We start from the raw sequence: 16,974 nt of genomic DNA, 5'->3' as shown, positions 1-16,974 counted from the left end.
GCCCCGCCATCCCCGTCCCCGAAAACCAGAGGGGCTTTAGCCCCTGAGGGACCAATGCCCCGCAACTGCGCGCGCTCCAGCCTCTGGATCTCCCTGCTCACGCTCTTCGCGTTGTGCTCCGCCCTTCCGGCCCACGCCCACGTCGGCAACAAGGACATCTTCGAGCAGGTCCTGGCCGGTCCCTACACGCTCTTCGTCACTATCCGCCCGCCCAACGTGATTCCTGGCGTGGCGACCGTCGAGGTGCGAACCTCCGGCGCCAGCGTGACCTTGCTTTCCGTCGCACCCATGATGCTCACCGGCGAGGCCTCGAAGCATCCCCCCACGGCCGATCCGCTCACCCGCTCGGCCGACGACCCCGGCTTCTTCTCCGGCTCCTGGCAGGTCCGCTTCACCGCCAACGGAGCTTCCGGGCCTGCAACCGCAAGCGTTCCCGTTCCCGCCGCCGCCCTGAGCATGCTGCACATGGACAAGAGCATGGGAGCCCTGCTCGCGGTGCTTGGCCTGCTGCTCGTGCTTGGAGCCGTGGGCATCGTGATGGCGGCTACGAGCGAGGCGCGCTTGATCCCTCAAGCTCAGCCCACGCCCGACCGCCGCAAGCGCGCCCTGCTCGCGGGTCTCGCCACACTCGCGTTGATGGTCGCGGCGGTATGGCTCGGCGGCAAGTGGTGGAACGTCGAGGCCGCGGATTACTCCGACCGCATCTGGCACGCCAGCGAGATGCGCCCGGTACTGAACGGCTCGCTGCTGACGCTGACCATCGGCGATCCCGACAAGGACGCCGAGAACGTCTGGAAGGCCCTGAAGAACAAGGATCTGCTGCCCGACCATGGCCACCTGATGCACCTCTACGCCATCCGCATTCCGGAGATGGACGCGGCGTATCACCTGCATCCCGCGCCGGTGGGCAAGGTGGGACTGAGCGAGACGCTCCCCGCGATGCCGGCCGGAACCTACAAGCTCTTCGCGGACATCGTGTATTCGAATGGCTTCCCCGAAACCGAGACAGCCACGCTGACGATTCCCGCTGGAGCCTCGACCGCTCCCCTTGCGCCCGAAGACGCGTCTGCCGCCCCGCCGCCGCTCTCCGCAGGTGATCTGGGCACAAGCTACAAGCTCCCCGACGGTTACACCATGGTCTGGAAGAAGCCCGACACGATCGCCGCCAACCGCGGCTACGCCTTCCAGTTCACCCTGCTCGATGCCACCGGCAAACCCGCCACCGACGTCGAGCCCTACCTCGGCATGCCGGGCCACGCGGCCTTCGTGAAGGCGGATCTGACCGCCTTCGCCCACACCCATCCCGAGGGTTCGGCGGCGATGCCCGCGGTGATGCTCGCCAACGCAAGCACCAGCGCAGGCATGACCGGTTCCGACATGACGCTGGGCTCCGCGCAGAACATGCCGGACATGCCCGGCATGGACATGAACGCCATGCCCGGGATGCAACCCAAGGCGCTCTCGCCGGTGGTCAGTTTCCCGTATGGTTTCCCCTCGCCCGGCCGCTACCGCATCTTCATCCAGATGAAGCACGCGGGCACGGTGGAGACGGGCGTCTTCGACGCCGAGGTAAAGTAGCGGCTACCAGGCAACGTTGGCATACTTCCCATCCCCAGTCACTACAATGGAGATAGAGGGTTCTCCAGACCGTAGCGTTCGGCCAACCCATACACCCGCCGCAAGGCAGGTCCGGACCTATCTCCCCTCGATGGAAGACTTTGCGCAAAAGGGGGGGAGGGGGGTACCCACCCTGCTCCGAACTTCGATTTACTCCTGCGGCCGATCTGGCTGCGAGAGATAAATCTCCTCCACGCGCTCCAGCGTGTCGATCTCGCCAACCGGTTTGTCATCGCGAATCCTGAGAATCCGCGGGAAGCGCAGCGCAAAGCCCGAAGCATGCCGCTCCGAGCGCATCACGTTGTTGAACGCCACCTCCAGCACTCGCAGCGGCTCGACAGTACGGAAGTGGCCATGGTCCTCCAGTGTGTGCGCCTTCAGCCAGCCGGTGAGTTCGGCAATCTCCTGGTCCGTAACGCCCGAGTATGCCTTGCCCACATTCAGCAGCAGCGGTTCGCCGTCCGGCCCCGCCGCTCCCTGCACTGCGAACGTGTAGTCCGAGAGCAGCCCCGCCCGCTTGCCGTGCCCGAACTCCGCGCCAGTGATCACCACATCCAGGGTGCCCAGCTCACGCTTCAGCTTCACCCACGCGAGTCCACGTCTCCCAGGGATGTACAGCGACGCCGCGCTCTTGATCATCACGCCTTCATTCGCTCGCGCGCGGGCTTCGGCGTATGCGAGGTCGATGGCCTCCGCGCTCTCCACCAGCTTCGCGGGTGAGAGCATCAGGCGCGGCATGTGGTCCTCATCCGTCGCCAGTGCGGCGAACAGCCCTCCGGGAGCGAATGCCGTGTGCTGATCGAGCGCCGCCGTGGCCCCAGGAGCCAGCCGCGCGACCACCTGCTCCAAACGCTCGCGACGCTCGCGCAACGGCCGCGAGAGCAGAAGCTCGCCGCGCTCGAAGAGCAGGTCGAACGCCATGAACACCACCGGGATGCGGCGGCGCAGCTCGTTGTCCACCTTCTTACGCCCGATGCGCTGGCCGAGGATGGCAAACGGCAGCGCCTTATTCGCCTCCAGGTCCCAGCCCAGAATCTCGCCATCCAGAATCATGCCGGCAGGCGCCTCGACCACATCATGGAACGCCTCCACGATCTCGGGGTAGCTCTGCGTAATGTCCTCGCGGTTCCGCGAGTAGATCGCTACGCGCCCCGGCGCAGCCGGATCGCCGAGGTGGATCTGCGCCCGCATGCCGTCGTACTTGTCCTCAAGGAATGCTTGGAGAACAGGCGGACCGGATTTGTCATCCTGACCCTGAGCATCACGGAGGGGAAGGGCCTGCTTCTCGCCCTCGGCTTCGACATCCTCCGCCAGCGTGTCGTCGTCCCGGCCCGCAAGCGCCTCCGGCCCACTGAGGTCCTCGAAGTCCTCATCTTCAGAAGAGGACTGGTCAGCGTCCGGCTCAATCTCCAATTCAACAACCGCCTTCGCCTTCGCAGGCTTCTCCGTGAAACGAGCCACCGCCTCTTCCGGGCTCGCCACCGGCGACGCGAGCATGAAGCCCAGCGGATGGAAGAGCCGCATGCGAGCTTCCGCCAGTGCTCCGCGAAAGGCCAGCGCCGTCGCTCGCCCAAGATCGGCTTCGAGCATCACGGCATGTCGTACCGCCGCGGGCTCGGAAGCCGACGCCACCGCGATGGCCTCCTCGATCAGGCTCTGCTTCACGCCGATGCGCATGTCGCCCAGCATCAGCTTGATGAGGTACTTCGCTTCGAGTGCGGTCGCGCGCCGCAGCAGGCCTTCGACCAGCGCGGCGCGCGAACTGGATTCTCTCGCCGACGCCATCGCCATGAAGACCTCGCCCACAGCAGACAAGGTCAACACAGCCTCGGTAGGTGCATTGCCGTAAGGAGGAATCAGCAGGTCGTGCGCGGCGGATCCAAGGTCGCCATGCCGGCGATACGCCGTGGTCAGCGCGGCATCCGTGCAGCCCGACACCGCCTTGACCGCTCGAGAGAGCAGCGCGCCACCGGCATTGAGCTTGCGAGGGTCAGCCTCTGGAAACGGCGTGCCCGCGAGGTATAGGCAGAAGCGACCCAACTCGCTCTCCACCTCCGGACTGAGCACGGGCGCAGCTTCGCCATGCAGCATCTGGGGCACACCCGCCACCGCTGCCACCGCCTGCGCGATGAGGGCGCGCTTCTGCAGCCGGCTGCTCTGGTGCGACAGGTTTTCAGCCAGCCGCGCCAGCGCGGAGAACAGGGCCATCCAGGAGAACCTCGCTGCAGCTCCCCGCCAATTTGCGCAAGAGTTGCTCAGCGGATTCTAGCGTTTCTGGTTGCTTCTCCGAAGCGGCGGCCTCTCGTAATGTTGTCGGCCGCTCCGTCGGTTCGCGACGTCGTCTCCGGTCTCGCAATCCGACACGACTCCGATTCACACGCTCCCGCTAAATTCTTCGCTATGAACGAATTGTCATACCGCTGTGCGAGTCCATCCGGCGTCCAATACAGTATTCCGGACGCAGTGAATCGCGGGCGGGGAGAGTCTTACGTGGGATATTCGCTTCGCGGAGTGGCCCTGGTGGCAGCTTCGTTGGTCGCTTGTTGTGCCCCGGGCTGCGGCCAGGGTGTCGTATCCAGCGCCATCGGCGCGCCGGTTCTTCCCAACGCTCCGGGGTTCCTGCTGCAGGCGGCGGGACAGGCCCAGCCCGGCAGCGGCATCATCGATGGTGAGGTAACCGACGGCCACGGCGGAGTCATTCCGGGGGCGACGGTAACGCTCTCCGAAAAGGGGTACGCAAACCTGCGGAGTACAGCCACTGACGGTACGGGGCACTTCCGCTTCACCAGCCTGGGTTTCGGGGAATACACGATGCTCATCGCGGCGCCCCAGTTCCGGACCCTGCTCACGCGGGCGGTGGGTCTCGCGCCCGGCGAGCACGCCGAGCTGCCGCCGTTCGCGCTGACGCCAGCCACCGCGGAGACCTCGATCACGGTCTCGGCCAATTCCACCGCCGTCGCCGAGGAAGAGCTCAAGCTCGAGACGCAACAGCGCATCGTCGGCATCATCCCGAACTTCTACACCAGCTTCATCTACGACGCCGCGCCGCTCGATACCCGGCAGAAGTTCAAGCTGAACCTGCGCAGTGTAACCGATCCAACGATCTTTCTCGGAGTAGCTGCAGCCGCGGGAGTGGAACAGTATCGGAACACGTTTCCGAGCTGGGGCAACAGCGATGCGGCCTCCTACGGCAAGCGCTTTGCGGCCGGCTATGGTGATGCGATCCTCACCCACACCTTCAGCTATGCGCTTTACCCCGCGATCTTCCACCAGGATCCGCGCTACTTCTACCTGGGTCCGACGAACAAGACCAGCACCCGGCTATGGCACGCGCTGTCCTACGGCGTCATCACCCGCGGCGACAACGGCCGGCAAGAGCTGAATTACTCGCATCTGCTGGGCAGCGCGTCCGCAGGAGCGGTCTCCAGCCTGTATCACCCGCGGTCGGACAGTGCGGGCTACCTGGCAGGGATCAACCTTGGTTTGGGCATCGGCACGAGCGCCTTCGAGGCAGTGTTTCGTGAGTTCGTGTGGCCGCACTTCACCACTCACGTCCCCGCGTATGCCAATGGCCGCACGGCTGAAACGCTGTCGAGCAAGCCATAAGTCTGCAAGGGCTCCGGAAACGCACCTGACGCTGCAGGTCGGATGCGACGACCGCGCACAATCGGCGTCCCACGAGAAAACGGATGCGATCCGAACGGTATGACGTTGGCCAGCAGTACACGCTGCTGTTCCCAGACGGGTCCATGCGAAGCTACCTGGTGACGGGGATTGGGCTTCTGCCCGCCGCGAATCCCCGGTAGTCGCGGTACCATCAAATAGACGATGACTTCGGCCTATGCCAAGCCGGTGGCTGTTCGGCGCGTTCCCGCTCCCGCGGTGAGCGCTCGCCACGATTTTGCCTAGCTGCGCCTGAGACCAGCCGCGCCTGCGCTTCGTCGCGCACCCCCGATACGATTCCTGAACTGATTTCGCTCGCCCGTTTCCAAGATCCAGGGCTGGAGCGATGGAGACCCAAAGCCATGTTCGACAAGCTCGATCAACTTGAAGCCAGATACGAAGAACTGGGCGCACAGCTCGGCGACCCTGCCCTGCTCAGCGACCAGAAGAAGTTCCAGGCCGTCGCCAAGCAGCACCGCGACCTGGAGCCGACGGTGGAGAAGTTCCGCCAGTTCCGCAAGCTCAAGGAGGGTATCAGCAGCGCTCGGGCGCTGCTGGATGATCCAGAGATGCGCGAGATGGCCGAGATGGAACTCGCCGAGCTCGAGCCCAAGCTGCCCACCGTCGAGGAAGAACTCAAGGTCCTGCTGCTGCCCAAGGATCCCAACGACGACAAGAACATCGTCATCGAAGTCCGCGCCGGCACCGGCGGCGACGAGGCCTCGCTGTTCGTGGCTGAGGTCTTCCGCATGTACCTGCGCTTCGCCGAACAGCATCGCTGGAAGGTGGAGGTGCTCTCCCAAACCGACTCCGATGTAGGCGGGCTGAAGGACATCACCGCCATCTTCGAAGGCGACAAGGTGTACTCGCAGATGAAGTACGAGAGCGGCGTGCACCGCGTGCAGCGCGTTCCGGCAACCGAGACGCAGGGCCGCGTCCACACCTCCGCCATCACAGTGGCCGTGCTGCCGGAAGCCGAAGAAGTCGACATCAAGATCGAGCAGAAGGATCTTCGCATCGACACGTTCTGCTCCTCGGGGCCGGGCGGACAGAGCGTGAACACCACCTACTCCGCGATCCGCATCACCCACCTGCCCACCAACACCGTGGTCAGCTGCCAGGACGAGAAGTCGCAGATCAAGAATCGCGAGAAGGCCATGCGCGTGCTGCGCTCGCGACTCTATGAGGTGGAGGCCGAGCGCGTGCACCAGCTGCAGGCGCAGGATCGCAAAGCGCAGATCGGCTCCGGCGACCGCAGCGAGAAGATCCGCACCTACAACTTCCCGCAGAACCGCCTCACCGATCACCGCATCGGGCTCACCAACCATCAGCTCGCGATGGTGATGGAAGGCCTGCTGCAGCCCACGGTGGACGCCCTCATCGCGCACGACACAGCAGAGCGCCTGAAGGCTACCGCCGAGGCTTGATCCTATCGGACGTTTGCCCGGTACGATCCTTCTTGCAGTCCTCAGGCAACCCCGGCAGGAAGCGTCGTGTAACCGCCGAAGAATCTTCGCGTTGTGGGCAGCAACTCGCTTGCCCTCATTTGTGTCCTAGACCGCATAGGCCATTTACGGCTCAAAGTGAGGTACCAACCATGAAGACCTTTTGGAACAAGTTTGCTCTGTTGGCTGCGATCCCGGCGGTAGCGCTGGGCGTAAGCGCGACGCAGGCCCATGCGGCTCCTGCGCCTGGCCAGATCTCCATCGGCGTGGGCGTCGGGCAGGAACGCCCGTGGGACGCTCCGCCGCAGGAGTTCGACGACATGAACCGCCGCGCCTTCCACGAAGGCATCGACTCCGCGCGCTTCGACTTCCAGAATCATCGTCCGCTGGACGTGGCCCGTTCGGGCAACTTCCGCCATCCGCCCGTGCCGCGTCCCTTCCGTGACCAATACCGCAACTCGTTCGCCCGCGGCTACCAGGCGGCACAGAACCGCATGATGTCGGACCATGATCACCCGGGCAACAACTGGGGTCACGATCATGACCACTGGCACTACTAGAACGTTGTTCGTGAGCTATCGCAGAAAGAGGCCCGCCATCATGGCGGGCCTTCTTGCTGTTCCGCAATCGTCGCCGGCTATCCCAGTTCTTCGGCGCGCTCGCCGCTGAGCCCCAGCCCGATGACGGGAGGTGGAGCGGCCTCGGCGCTCTCGCTGTCGGTGATCGTCTGCTGGATCACCTGCGCAACCTCTTCAATCGGAGTCTCCCGCGAAAGCTCGATCACCTCAGCCCAGTTCGCCACCTTCTCGAGGCCGATGTGGCGCGCGATCTGGCGCTCCATCCTCAGCACCGTGGTGATCTCCTTCTCACTGAGCAGCAGCAGCTGCAACACCAGGTGGTCGCGCTCGTCCGCGCGCCGCGCAAGGCGCGTCTGCCGGATCAGGATGAAGCTGGCCGCAAGCAACGACTCCATCGCCACGCAGGTCTGCAGTAGCGAAAACGGCCGCGGATCGAAGTGGCGCAGATCCGGCAGCAGATTCCACACAATCCACACCGTAAAGAGCGCGAGATGCAACACCACGAAGGGCAGGCTGCCGATGAAGCCCGCGATGGCGTCGCTGCGTCGTTCGGCCGGCGTGCGCCGGGCGAGGAACTCCTGCTCGTGCCGTGCGATGAGCTCGATGTGCTCCTGGACGTGCGGGTGAGGCATGGGTTCTCCGGCTTCTTCCTAGAGAGGTAGATGGCAGAAGTAAGGATCGAGGCTTCGCGTAGATTTCCTTTATCCTGTGCGCATGCGAAACAACTGGTTAGGTCTGGCGGCTGGCGCAGCTTCCTTTTCGTTGATGTGCCTCTCCTGCAGCGCGCAGGCGAAGCCTTCATTCACGCTGGAGCAGGCCCTCAGTGGGCCGTACTGCACGAACTTGACCGCTGCGCCCACCGGCGATCTCTTCGCCTGGGCCGAGCATCTCTCCGGCCGCAACAACCTGTATGTGGGCGGCCCCAAGTCTCCGGCCCGCGCCCTCACGCACAACACCGCGGACGACGCAATGGACATCCTCGAGGTCAGCTTCGCTCCCGACGCCAGCGCAATCGCCTACACCTTCGGCCCGGATGATGACGACCCGACACCCGATGGCAAGCCCGCCAACCCCGCGCACCTGCAGCGCAATGTCATGCCCGAGATTTTCGTTCAACCTCTCGCTATCGGAGCTTCCACGATCAAGATCGGCGAAGGCCATGGCCTGACCTTCACGCATGACGGCAAGAGTCTGCTCTTCGTTCGCGGCGGCCAGGTGTGGATGGTAGACCTCACCGCCAAGGATCCGTCAGCCAAGGACGCCGCCAAGCAGATCGTGTGGGATCACGGGAGTGCGAGCTCATTGACGCTCTCGCCCGATGGCAGGACGCTCGCCTTCGTCAGCCGCCGCCGTGAGAGCGGTCAACCCTCGCATGCGTTCATTGCGCTCTTCGACTTCGCCTCGCACACCATCCGCTATGCTTCGCCTTCGACCGGCGTGGACTCGGCCCCAAGCTTCTCTCCCGACGGCAAGACGCTGGCCTGGCTGCGCACTTCGTTCCAGCGCCCCGGCCGCCTCGACACCGGCCGCACCAGTCCGACGGTCTGGTCGATTGAGACCATGGAGCTGGCGAAATCCGACTACAACTCCGGCGCAAGCAAGACGATCTATAGCGCCACACCCAATCAGCCCGGCAGCGTGCTTCCGCACCTCGCCACAGGCTCCCCGAGACTCTTCTACGCAGCGAACGACCGCATCGCCTTCTTCAGCGAAGCCGATGGCTTCGTGCACCTCTACGCTGTGAACCCGGAGGCCGCGACGCCACAAGCCACGCTGCTCACTCCGGGCGATTACGAGGTCGAAGACGCGACGTTGACGCCCGACCACAAGGCGATCTTCTACGCCTCCAACGATGCACCCAAGGACCCGCTGGACGCCGACCGCCGCCACATCTGGTCGGTCACCTTCGGCGCCGCGCATCCGCAGCAGTACAGCTTCGGAGCCGGCATCGAGACGCGCCCCACCATCAGCGCCAACGGCTCGGTCGCCGCGCTCATCGCGGACGCCCGCGTGCCCATGCACCCCGCGCTGCTTGAATCCCACGGCGGGTCTACCGATCTCGACCCTGCGGCGATGCCCGCCGACTACCCGGCGAAGGAGTTCGTCACGCCCAGGCAGGCGCTCTTCCCGGCAGCGGATGGCTCCATGCTGCACGGCCAGCTCTTCCTTCCGCCGCACATGACCGAGGGCAAACACCCAACGCTGATCTTCGTGCATGGCGGCCCGCGCCGGCAGATGCTGCTGGGCTATCCGGCGATGGACTACTACTCCAACGCGTACGCGATGAACCAGTACCTGGCCTCCCGCGGGTTCATCGTGCTCAGCGTGAACTACCACTGCGGTGTGGGTTACGGGCTGGACTTCCGCCAGTGCATTCACGGCGGCCCAGCGGGCGGAGATGAGTTCGGCGACGTAATGGCCGCAGCGAATTACCTGCGCGCCCGCAAAGATGTCGACCCGAAGCGCCTCGGCATCTGGGGCGGAAGCTACGGCGGCTACCTGACGGCGATGGCGCTCGCCCGTGCCTCCAACGTCTTCGCCGCCGGCGTCGACTTCCACGGCGTGCACGACTGGAACCTCGAGGACAACGCCACCGACTGGCTCTCGGGCAGCTACGCAGACAGGGATAAGCAGGCCGCGCTCGGCCTCTCCGCCTCTCCGCTGGCCGACATCAGCCGCTGGCGCTCGCCCGTGCTCTTCATCCACGGCGACGACGACGGCAACGTAGCCTACGCGCAGACGCCGATCCTCGCCGACAAGCTCCGCACCCTCAACACCACCCTGCCCGCGAACGAGCAGATCGAGATCCACGAGCTGATCTTCCCCGACGAGATTCACGGCTTCCTGCTGCACTCCAGCTGGCTGGAAGCCTACCGTCGCGGGGCAGTGTTCTTCGAGGAGAAGTTCAAACCGTAGACGGGGCCTGGGGAATGGCCCTCGCTCCTGGTGACCTGTGCGCCTCGTTCCTCTACAGCTTTCCTGTAGAGGTGTGAGGTCATGAGGCATCAAGGGGCGAGGCGGGGAGGGGTAGGAGCGGCCGGAAACGGTAGAATAAAGGGGTCAACTTTTCTCTGAAGGAACCCCGATGTCCAGCCTCTCCGCACCTGCCGTTACGCTTGAAACCGCTGCCAGGGCCGCTGGCCTTGTCCTTACTCCGCTGGAGCCGGGCAAGGACTTCCACGGCGAGCCCACGGTGCGCGCGAGCCTGACCTCCGCCGCTGCTCCCGGCCGCTCTGTCACGCTGGAGCTCAGCCAGAGCTTCGACGCGTCGAACCCCAAGTTTGCCGCCGGCATCGCCGAGTTCTTCGCCGAGGCTGCCGTCCGCCTCGGCAACCCCCAACCCGACGCCGTCGTGACCGTACACGGCCTGCCCTTGAGCTTTGCGAACTTCGCCTGGCCGTTCCATGGCTCGTCCTCGGGTGCGGATACCTTCATCGTCCACGGCGATGTGAAGCTGGAGGATGGTCTGGGCTCGCCGTTGCACGCCAAGGTCTCGGCCTCGCTGACCCGCACCTTTGCCGAGGTCCTGCCCGCACTCGAGCAGCCCTTCGCCGAAAGCTTCATCTACAACGCCGTTCGCAAGGTGCTGGACCAGGGCCAGCTGGAGATGGTGAAGAGCGGTAACCGTCAGCCGGTGCCCGTGACCACGCGCTACTACTCCACCAAGCAGAAGAAGTTCATCTTCAACGACGCATCGCCGGAGCACCGCGGCCGCTTTCTCGAAACCAAGGTCTATTGGCTGAGCTACGTGCTCACCGGTGGCACGCCCACGCCCATCTGGATCGCCGACCCACGCGACGCGCAGTACCTGAACACCACCGCCGCCGACCTTCGCAAGATCGCGCTGGGGCTGCAGGCCGAAGGCAAGCTGACACTGTCGCAGGGTGGCGACTGGGCGACCGCAACGCAGGCCACCATCGACCGCGGCGAGTACTTCCGCGGCCTGCTCGAGGAAGCTCTGAGCTTCACGCGCCCCACCTTCAACGAAGACATGCGCGCCGGCAACACGAACATGTAAGCGCTGCCATTCAGGACATCCACGAAACGCCCCGTGGCCTCGCTCGGGGCGTTCGCATTTCTCGGCCGGAGCGAGCGTAAACCATCTATCTTTCTACCCGGTACCGTGTAGGCTCTACCCCTTTGCTATGAATACTTTACACGCAGACACTGGGCTTTGCGCGCACGCTCGCTCAAGGTCCACCCCTAACCTATTTGCTTTGAGCATTTACGTAAAAGGGGGGAGGGGGGACCCGCTATCGCGAGTTCTCAAGTTTGAGGAAAGCCTCCCACGCAGCATCCTCAATCGCGCAGCCCTCGCGCAGACTCTGTTCGCGGACAGCGAGCGTTCCTTCGCCCGGATAGCGAGCAGGCTTGCCCTCGGCAATCGGCGTGGCTTCGTGAACCTTGTCGATCGCGCCCTGAATCGTCTCCCGCGCGCCCGCCTCGTCGGCCTTCATCGCGAGGAAGATCTGCGACTGGCCGACTTCCTGCAGTGGGTCCTTGCCGAACTGCCAGGTAGCCCTTCCGCCGGAGAGCATTGCACCCATCGTGTCCAGCAGGAACGCGAGCCCCGAGCCCTTCCAGAAGCCGATGGGCAACGCCCGCTGCGTCTGCTCGATGGCTCCGGCATCGGTGGTCAGCCCGCCATGCTCGTCGTAGCCACCGGGAACCGGCAGCGGTGCCCCGCGCTGGCGGTAGGAACTCAGGCTGCCATAGGAGAACTGGCTCATCGCAATGTCCAGCACGATGGGAGTTTGCTGCCCCCGCTCGTCCACATGAGGCACCGCCAGAATGAGGGGGTTGTTGCCCAGCGCAGGCGTCGTCGCTCCCCAGGGCGGCAGGTTGGGCAGCGTGTTCGACCAGCACATCGCAGCGAAGCCCCGCTCGGCAGCCTGCCAGCCGAAGGCCCCGCCGCGCATCCAGTGGGTGGTATCGCCCAGGGCAACCATGCCCACGCCGAACTCTTCCGCGAGCTCCAGCGCCCGGGACATGGCGGCGTATCCGGCGACGTTGCCGACGCCGCGGTGCCCGGCCCAGCGCTCCAGTGCGCCCATCGAGGCCACGCACTCGGGCTCGGCGGTGGCGGAAATATAGCCGAGGCGAATGCCTTCGGCAAGCCGCGGCAGGCGGGCGACGCCATGGGTGCGGACGCCGTCGCGATCGGTCTCGGCGATCAAGCGGGCGGAGAGCGCCGCGCGGTCCGGAGTCAGCCCCAGGCCCAACAGCACGCTCTCGATCCGCTGGCGAAGTTCGTCAAAAGGGAGGCAAATCATGCACCCATTAGACCAGCGTCCGGAGCAGGTTCGTCGGCGGTCGCGCAGACGCGCAGCGTTCCTCGTGGCAAGGCCAGGGCTTCCCTAAAGATGACAACGATGTCACCCCGGTTCAAGCCGGAACCGTCCAAAGCCACTCGCCCGAAGGCCGAGCCGTCGTACACTCAACGTGTTGCACCATGGAGCGTTTGGAACTGAGGATCGCCGCCCTTTTGTCGTCGCTACTGCTGTTGGCCGGTGCCTGCACCGCAGCCGCGGAGGCGCATCCCGCACCCGGCGAGCCGGTGAAAGCGGTGATGCTTTCAGATATCCACTTCGATCCCTTCCATGACCCCGCCAAGTTCGCGCAGCTGGAGTCGACCACCGTCGACCGTTGGGCGACGATCCTCAGCGAGCCGGATTCCCGCACCCAGGCGGCGGACTTCGCCGGGCTGCAGAAGACCTGTCACGCCAAGGGCATCGATACACCCTGGCCTCTACTGAAGGCGAGCCTCGCGCAGGCCACCACGACAGAACCTGCCCCGCTCTTCCTCACCGTCTCCGGAGACCTGCTGGTGCACGACTTCGACTGCCGCTATCGCGCGCTGGTCAAGGACTACACGGCCGAGGAGTACTCGCGCTTCGCCGCGCGCACGGTCACCTTCGTAGCGCTGGAGCTGAAGCTCGCCTACCCCAAGGTGCCCGTGTACATCGCGCTGGGCAACAACGACTCCGGCTGCGACGACTACAAGGAGACGCCCAACAGCATGTTCCTCGTGACCTCGGCCTGGGTGGCTGCGGCGGCCGCGGGACAGGGCGTCAACGATTCCATCGCCATGGAGGCGCAGCACCTCGGCGACTGGAGCGTGGTGCTGCCCAAGCCGCTGAACCACACCCGACTGCTGGTGATGCAGGACCTCTTCGAGTCGAAGAAGTACGAACCCTGCCCCGGAGCTTCACCCGCTCTGAAGTCCGGCGCCGCCGCCAAGCTGCAGGTGATGTGGCTCAAGCAGCAGCTGGAGGACGCCCGCGCGCACCACCAGAACGTGTGGGTGATGGGCCACATCCCTCCCGGCGTCGATCCCTACCAGACCATCAAGAACGGGGCCAATGGATGTTCTGTGAAAAGCGCGCAGCCGGCGCTGTTCCTGGACTCTGAGTCGATGCTCGATACCATCACGGCCTATCCGGATATCGTGAAGCTGGCTCTCTTCGCGCACACCCACATGGACGAGATGCGGCTGCTGAGCGGACTGGGCAATGCCGGGTCCATCGCCATGAAGTTGGTGCCGTCCATCTCGCCCGTGAACGGCAATGATCCCGCGTTCACTGTCGCCGAGATTGATCCGGCCACCGCCGAGCTGAAGGATTACACCGTGTACTCGGCCTCCAACCAGAGCGCTTCGCTGTGGCACAAGGCGCCGGCATGGAGCACGGAGTACACCTACTCGACGACCTACCGCCAGCCGGATTACTCGGCGGCCTCTGTAAAGGCGTTGATGGGCGACTTCCTCGCAGACCGCTCCGGCAGCTCGGACCTGAGCAAGGCGTATCAGCAGCACTATTTCGTGGGCGATGTCGGCGTCAGCGCGAACCTGAAGGCCGCTGCGATGCAGATGCTGTGGCCGACGTATGCGTGCGCGATGGCGAACCCGCGCTCCGCGGACTTCTCTGCTTGCGTGTGCAAGAGCCCGGCCAAGTAGCGCTCCGGGCCTGCACAGGCCGGCCAGTCGAAACCCCAAGCTGCTAGCATCGTCTGCACAATCATGGACGATCAGACGCAGGCCGCAACACTATCACATACTCCAGGAGCCCGGCTGCGCGCCGCGGTGGCAGCAGAACGTCCGCTGCAGGTCGTCGGCGCGACGACCGCATACCACGCGCTAATGGCCGAACGCACGGGCTATGAGGCGCTGTATCTCTCCGGAGGCGGCGTGGCCGCGGGCTCGCTGGGTCTGCCCGATCTCGGCATCTCCACCATCGACGATGTCCTGGTCGACGCACGGCGCATCACGGCTGTCTCCAGCTTGCCTTTGCTCGTCGATATCGACACGGGCTTCGGCGGAGCCTTCAACATCGCCCGCAGCATTCGCTCGCTGATCCAGGCCGGCGCCGCGGGCTGCCACATCGAAGACCAGGTGGCGCAGAAGCGCTGCGGCCATCGGCCCAACAAGCAGATCGTCTCGACGGAAGAGATGGTCGACCGCATCAAGGCCGCGGTGGACGCGCGTGCTGGATCGGGCGATCCGCACTTCGTCATCATGGCCCGCACCGATGCCCTGGCCAGCGAAGGCCTGAACGCCGCGCTGGATCGCGCTGCAGCCTGTGTCGAGGCGGGCGCGGACATGGTCTTCCCCGAGGCTGTCGCGAAGCTTGAGGACTACACCGCCTTCGTGCGCCGCGTGAAGGTGCCGGTGCTGGCGAACATCACGGAGTTCGGCGCCACGCCAATGTTCACCACGGAAGAACTCCGCCGCGCCGAAGTCTCGCTGGTGCTGTATCCACTCTCGGCCTTCCGTGCTGCCAATGCAGCGGCCCTCAACGTCTATCAGTACATCCGGACCGACGGCTCCCAGAAGAACGTGCTGCGCACCATGCAGACACGCTCGCAGCTCTACGATTTTCTGGGCTACCACGCCTTCGAGAACAAGCTGGATGAGCTCTTTGCGAAGGAGGGGGACGAAGAATGACGCTCCGCACCGTTGAGATGACGGCCTTGCTCCTCGCCATGTGCGGGGCAACCATCTTGCCTGCGCAGACGGCAAGTTCCCCGTCACTGAAGCCCGCGCAATCGACGGAACAGAAGGACGATTCGGAGGTGCGGCCGCCCGTCTCAGCCGATGACATCCGCATCGTAGAACGCGCGAAGCAGATCCTTAGCTCGCCTGCCGTGTGGAACCGAGCCGACAACCGCAAGTGTCCTGCCGAGGCGAAGACCTACAGCTTGTACTGTGCGCTGGAGGTGGCATCGAACGAGATCTCCGGCACGTTCGCGCATCGGGAAGCCGCGATGCAGGAGGTGCGCTTCGTTGTCGATGCCATCGCCGCAAACCGCAACTACGAGCACCGGCTGATGAACTACAACAACGACCCCACGACCACATTCGCCGACATTCAACATGTCTTGGACGTGGCCGAAGCGAACATCCGCAAGCGGCTTGCCGAGCAGCAGGCCGCACCGCAAGCGCGCTAGCGTGCAACCCATTTTCTCCCGGAAGGCACATGTGATGAGCGAAGCTGTTACCCCAGCTGCAACCCCAGTCCCGTTCAAGCCCAAGAAGTCCGTGGCTCTCTCCGGTGTGGTCGCCGGCAATACGGCGCTGAGCACCGTCGGCCGCAATGGCAACGACCTGCACTATCGCGGCTATGACATCTACGACCTCGCCGCGAAGGCCGAGTTCGAGGAGGTTGCGTTCCTCCTGCTGTACGGTGCGCTGCCCACGAGTGATCAGCTCGGTGCCTACAAGGCGCGCCTGAAGACGCTGCGCGGCCTGCCTGCAGGCGTCAAGATCGCGCTCGAGCAATGTCCGAAGAACTCGCATCCCATGGATGTGCTGCGCGTCGGCGTCAGCGTGCTCGCGACGCTGGAGCCGGAGCATCATCTTGAGAACCTGACCCATGCTCCCGGCACTGGAGCGGCGGTGGCCGATCGCATCATGGCCTCCATGGGTTCGATGCTGCTGTACTGGTATCACTTCGCGAACTCGGGCAAGCGCATCGAGGTTGAGACCGACGACGACTCCATCGCGTCACACTTCCTCACGCTGCTGCACGGCTCCAAGCAGAGCCCCGAGTGGATCCAAGCGATGCAGGTCTCGCTGATCCTCTATGCCGAGCACGAGTTCAACGCCAGCACCTTCACCGCCCGCGTCATCGCAGGCACAGGCAGCGATATGTACTCGTCGATCGCCGGAGCCATCGGCGCGCTGAAGGGCGCGAAGCATGGCGGAGCGAACGAGGTCGCGCTGGAGATCCAGCAACGCTACGCGTCGCCTGATGAGGCTGAGGCTGACATCCGCGAGCGAGTCGCCCGCAAGGAAGTCATCATCGGCTTCGGCCACCCGGTGTACACCATCACCGACCCGCGCAACGTGGTGATCAAGAAGATCGCGCATGACCTCTCGGCCACTGCCGGCGATATGACGATGTACAACGTTGCTGAGCGGCTGGAGAGCGTGATGTGGGACGCGAAGAAGATGTTCCCCAACCTCGACTGGTTCTCCGCCGTGGCGTACCACGTGATGGGTATTCCCACGTCGATGTTCACGCCGATCTTCGCCATTGCCAGGACCAGCGGCTGGGGAGCTCACGTGATCGAGCAGCGCGAGGATGGCAAGATCATCCGGCCCACGGCAAACTACACCGGGCCGGAGGATACAGAGTGGGTGGAGATCCAGGAGCGGTAGAGGCAGCAATCTT

At 64.6% G+C, this 16,974-nt stretch carries 13 protein-coding genes; 10 read left to right on the top strand and 3 right to left on the bottom strand.

Annotation, left to right across the window (positions count from 1 at the left end):
* Positions 1–54 precede the first annotated feature (54 nt).
* Positions 55–1,578 (top strand): DUF8832 domain-containing protein, encoded by a 1,524-nt coding sequence (locus AC5E6W_RS00240; RefSeq protein WP_491750239.1) that lies wholly within the window; start codon positions 55–57, stop codon positions 1,576–1,578.
* A 189-nt stretch (positions 1,579–1,767) separates the two neighbouring features.
* Here AC5E6W_RS00240 and AC5E6W_RS00235 read toward each other — a convergent pair whose 3' ends face one another.
* A complete protein-coding gene (locus AC5E6W_RS00235; protein ID WP_491750238.1) occupies positions 1,768–3,825 on the bottom strand; it encodes an ATP-dependent DNA ligase in 2,058 nt (685 codons plus the stop codon).
* A 312-nt stretch (positions 3,826–4,137) separates the two neighbouring features.
* On the opposite strand from AC5E6W_RS00235, the gene AC5E6W_RS00230 reads away from it, so the two are divergent.
* The 3 genes from AC5E6W_RS00230 to AC5E6W_RS00220 all read left to right on the top strand — a co-directional run bounded on the left by AC5E6W_RS00230 (position 4,138) and on the right by AC5E6W_RS00220 (position 7,285).
* On the top strand, positions 4,138–5,223 hold the full coding sequence (locus AC5E6W_RS00230) for a carboxypeptidase-like regulatory domain-containing protein (RefSeq protein ID WP_491750237.1): 1,086 nt from the start codon (positions 4,138–4,140) through the stop codon (positions 5,221–5,223).
* 419 nt (positions 5,224–5,642) lie between these two features.
* Complete coding sequence (gene prfA / locus AC5E6W_RS00225) at positions 5,643–6,707, top strand: peptide chain release factor 1 (RefSeq protein WP_491750236.1); 1,065 nt, start codon at positions 5,643–5,645, stop codon at positions 6,705–6,707.
* Between the two features lie 170 nt (positions 6,708–6,877).
* The gene (locus tag AC5E6W_RS00220) at positions 6,878–7,285 is read left to right on the top strand and encodes a hypothetical protein (protein WP_491750235.1); all 408 of its coding nucleotides are present in this window, start codon (positions 6,878–6,880) and stop codon (positions 7,283–7,285) included.
* Between the two features lie 77 nt (positions 7,286–7,362).
* Here the strand turns inward: AC5E6W_RS00220 and AC5E6W_RS00215 are convergent, their stop codons facing one another.
* Positions 7,363–7,935 (bottom strand): DUF1003 domain-containing protein, encoded by a 573-nt coding sequence (locus tag AC5E6W_RS00215; protein ID WP_491750234.1) that lies wholly within the window; start codon positions 7,933–7,935, stop codon positions 7,363–7,365.
* A gap of 82 nt (positions 7,936–8,017) precedes the next feature.
* Here AC5E6W_RS00215 and AC5E6W_RS00210 point away from each other — a divergent pair, with 82 nt between their 5' ends.
* Together AC5E6W_RS00210 and AC5E6W_RS00205 are read left to right on the top strand one after the other, a co-directional pair.
* On the top strand, positions 8,018–10,219 hold the full coding sequence (locus tag AC5E6W_RS00210; protein WP_491750233.1) for a S9 family peptidase: 2,202 nt from the start codon (positions 8,018–8,020) through the stop codon (positions 10,217–10,219).
* Positions 10,220–10,388: 169 nt separating this feature from the next.
* Complete coding sequence (locus AC5E6W_RS00205; protein ID WP_491750232.1) at positions 10,389–11,321, top strand: hypothetical protein; 933 nt, start codon at positions 10,389–10,391, stop codon at positions 11,319–11,321.
* A gap of 235 nt (positions 11,322–11,556) precedes the next feature.
* On the opposite strand, the gene yiaK is transcribed toward AC5E6W_RS00205, so the two are convergent.
* Positions 11,557–12,576, bottom strand: coding sequence for a 3-dehydro-L-gulonate 2-dehydrogenase (gene yiaK, locus AC5E6W_RS00200; RefSeq protein WP_491750231.1), 1,020 nt, complete (start codon positions 12,574–12,576; stop codon positions 11,557–11,559).
* A 212-nt stretch (positions 12,577–12,788) separates the two neighbouring features.
* Between yiaK and AC5E6W_RS00195 the strand changes: the two genes are divergently transcribed.
* The 4 genes from AC5E6W_RS00195 to prpC all read left to right on the top strand — a co-directional run bounded on the left by AC5E6W_RS00195 (position 12,789) and on the right by prpC (position 16,961).
* Complete coding sequence (locus AC5E6W_RS00195) at positions 12,789–14,258, top strand: metallophosphoesterase (RefSeq protein WP_491750230.1); 1,470 nt, start codon at positions 12,789–12,791, stop codon at positions 14,256–14,258.
* 63 nt (positions 14,259–14,321) lie between these two features.
* Positions 14,322–15,245, top strand: a complete 924-nt coding sequence (gene prpB, locus AC5E6W_RS00190) for a methylisocitrate lyase (protein ID WP_491750229.1) — start codon at positions 14,322–14,324, stop codon at positions 15,243–15,245.
* Positions 15,242–15,748 carry a DUF6197 family protein gene (locus AC5E6W_RS00185; protein WP_491750228.1) on the top strand — a complete coding sequence of 169 codons (507 nt, stop codon included), beginning with the start codon at positions 15,242–15,244 and terminating at the stop codon, positions 15,746–15,748. Before prpB ends, AC5E6W_RS00185 begins: the two co-directional genes overlap by 4 nt.
* 34 nt (positions 15,749–15,782) lie before the next feature.
* On the top strand, positions 15,783–16,961 hold the full coding sequence (gene prpC, locus AC5E6W_RS00180) for a bifunctional 2-methylcitrate synthase/citrate synthase (protein WP_491750227.1): 1,179 nt from the start codon (positions 15,783–15,785) through the stop codon (positions 16,959–16,961).
* The last annotated feature ends 13 nt before the right edge of the window (positions 16,962–16,974 follow it).

This window comes from Bryocella sp. (assembly GCF_058498515.1).
This window is presented reverse-complemented; position numbering and strand designations above follow the sequence as displayed.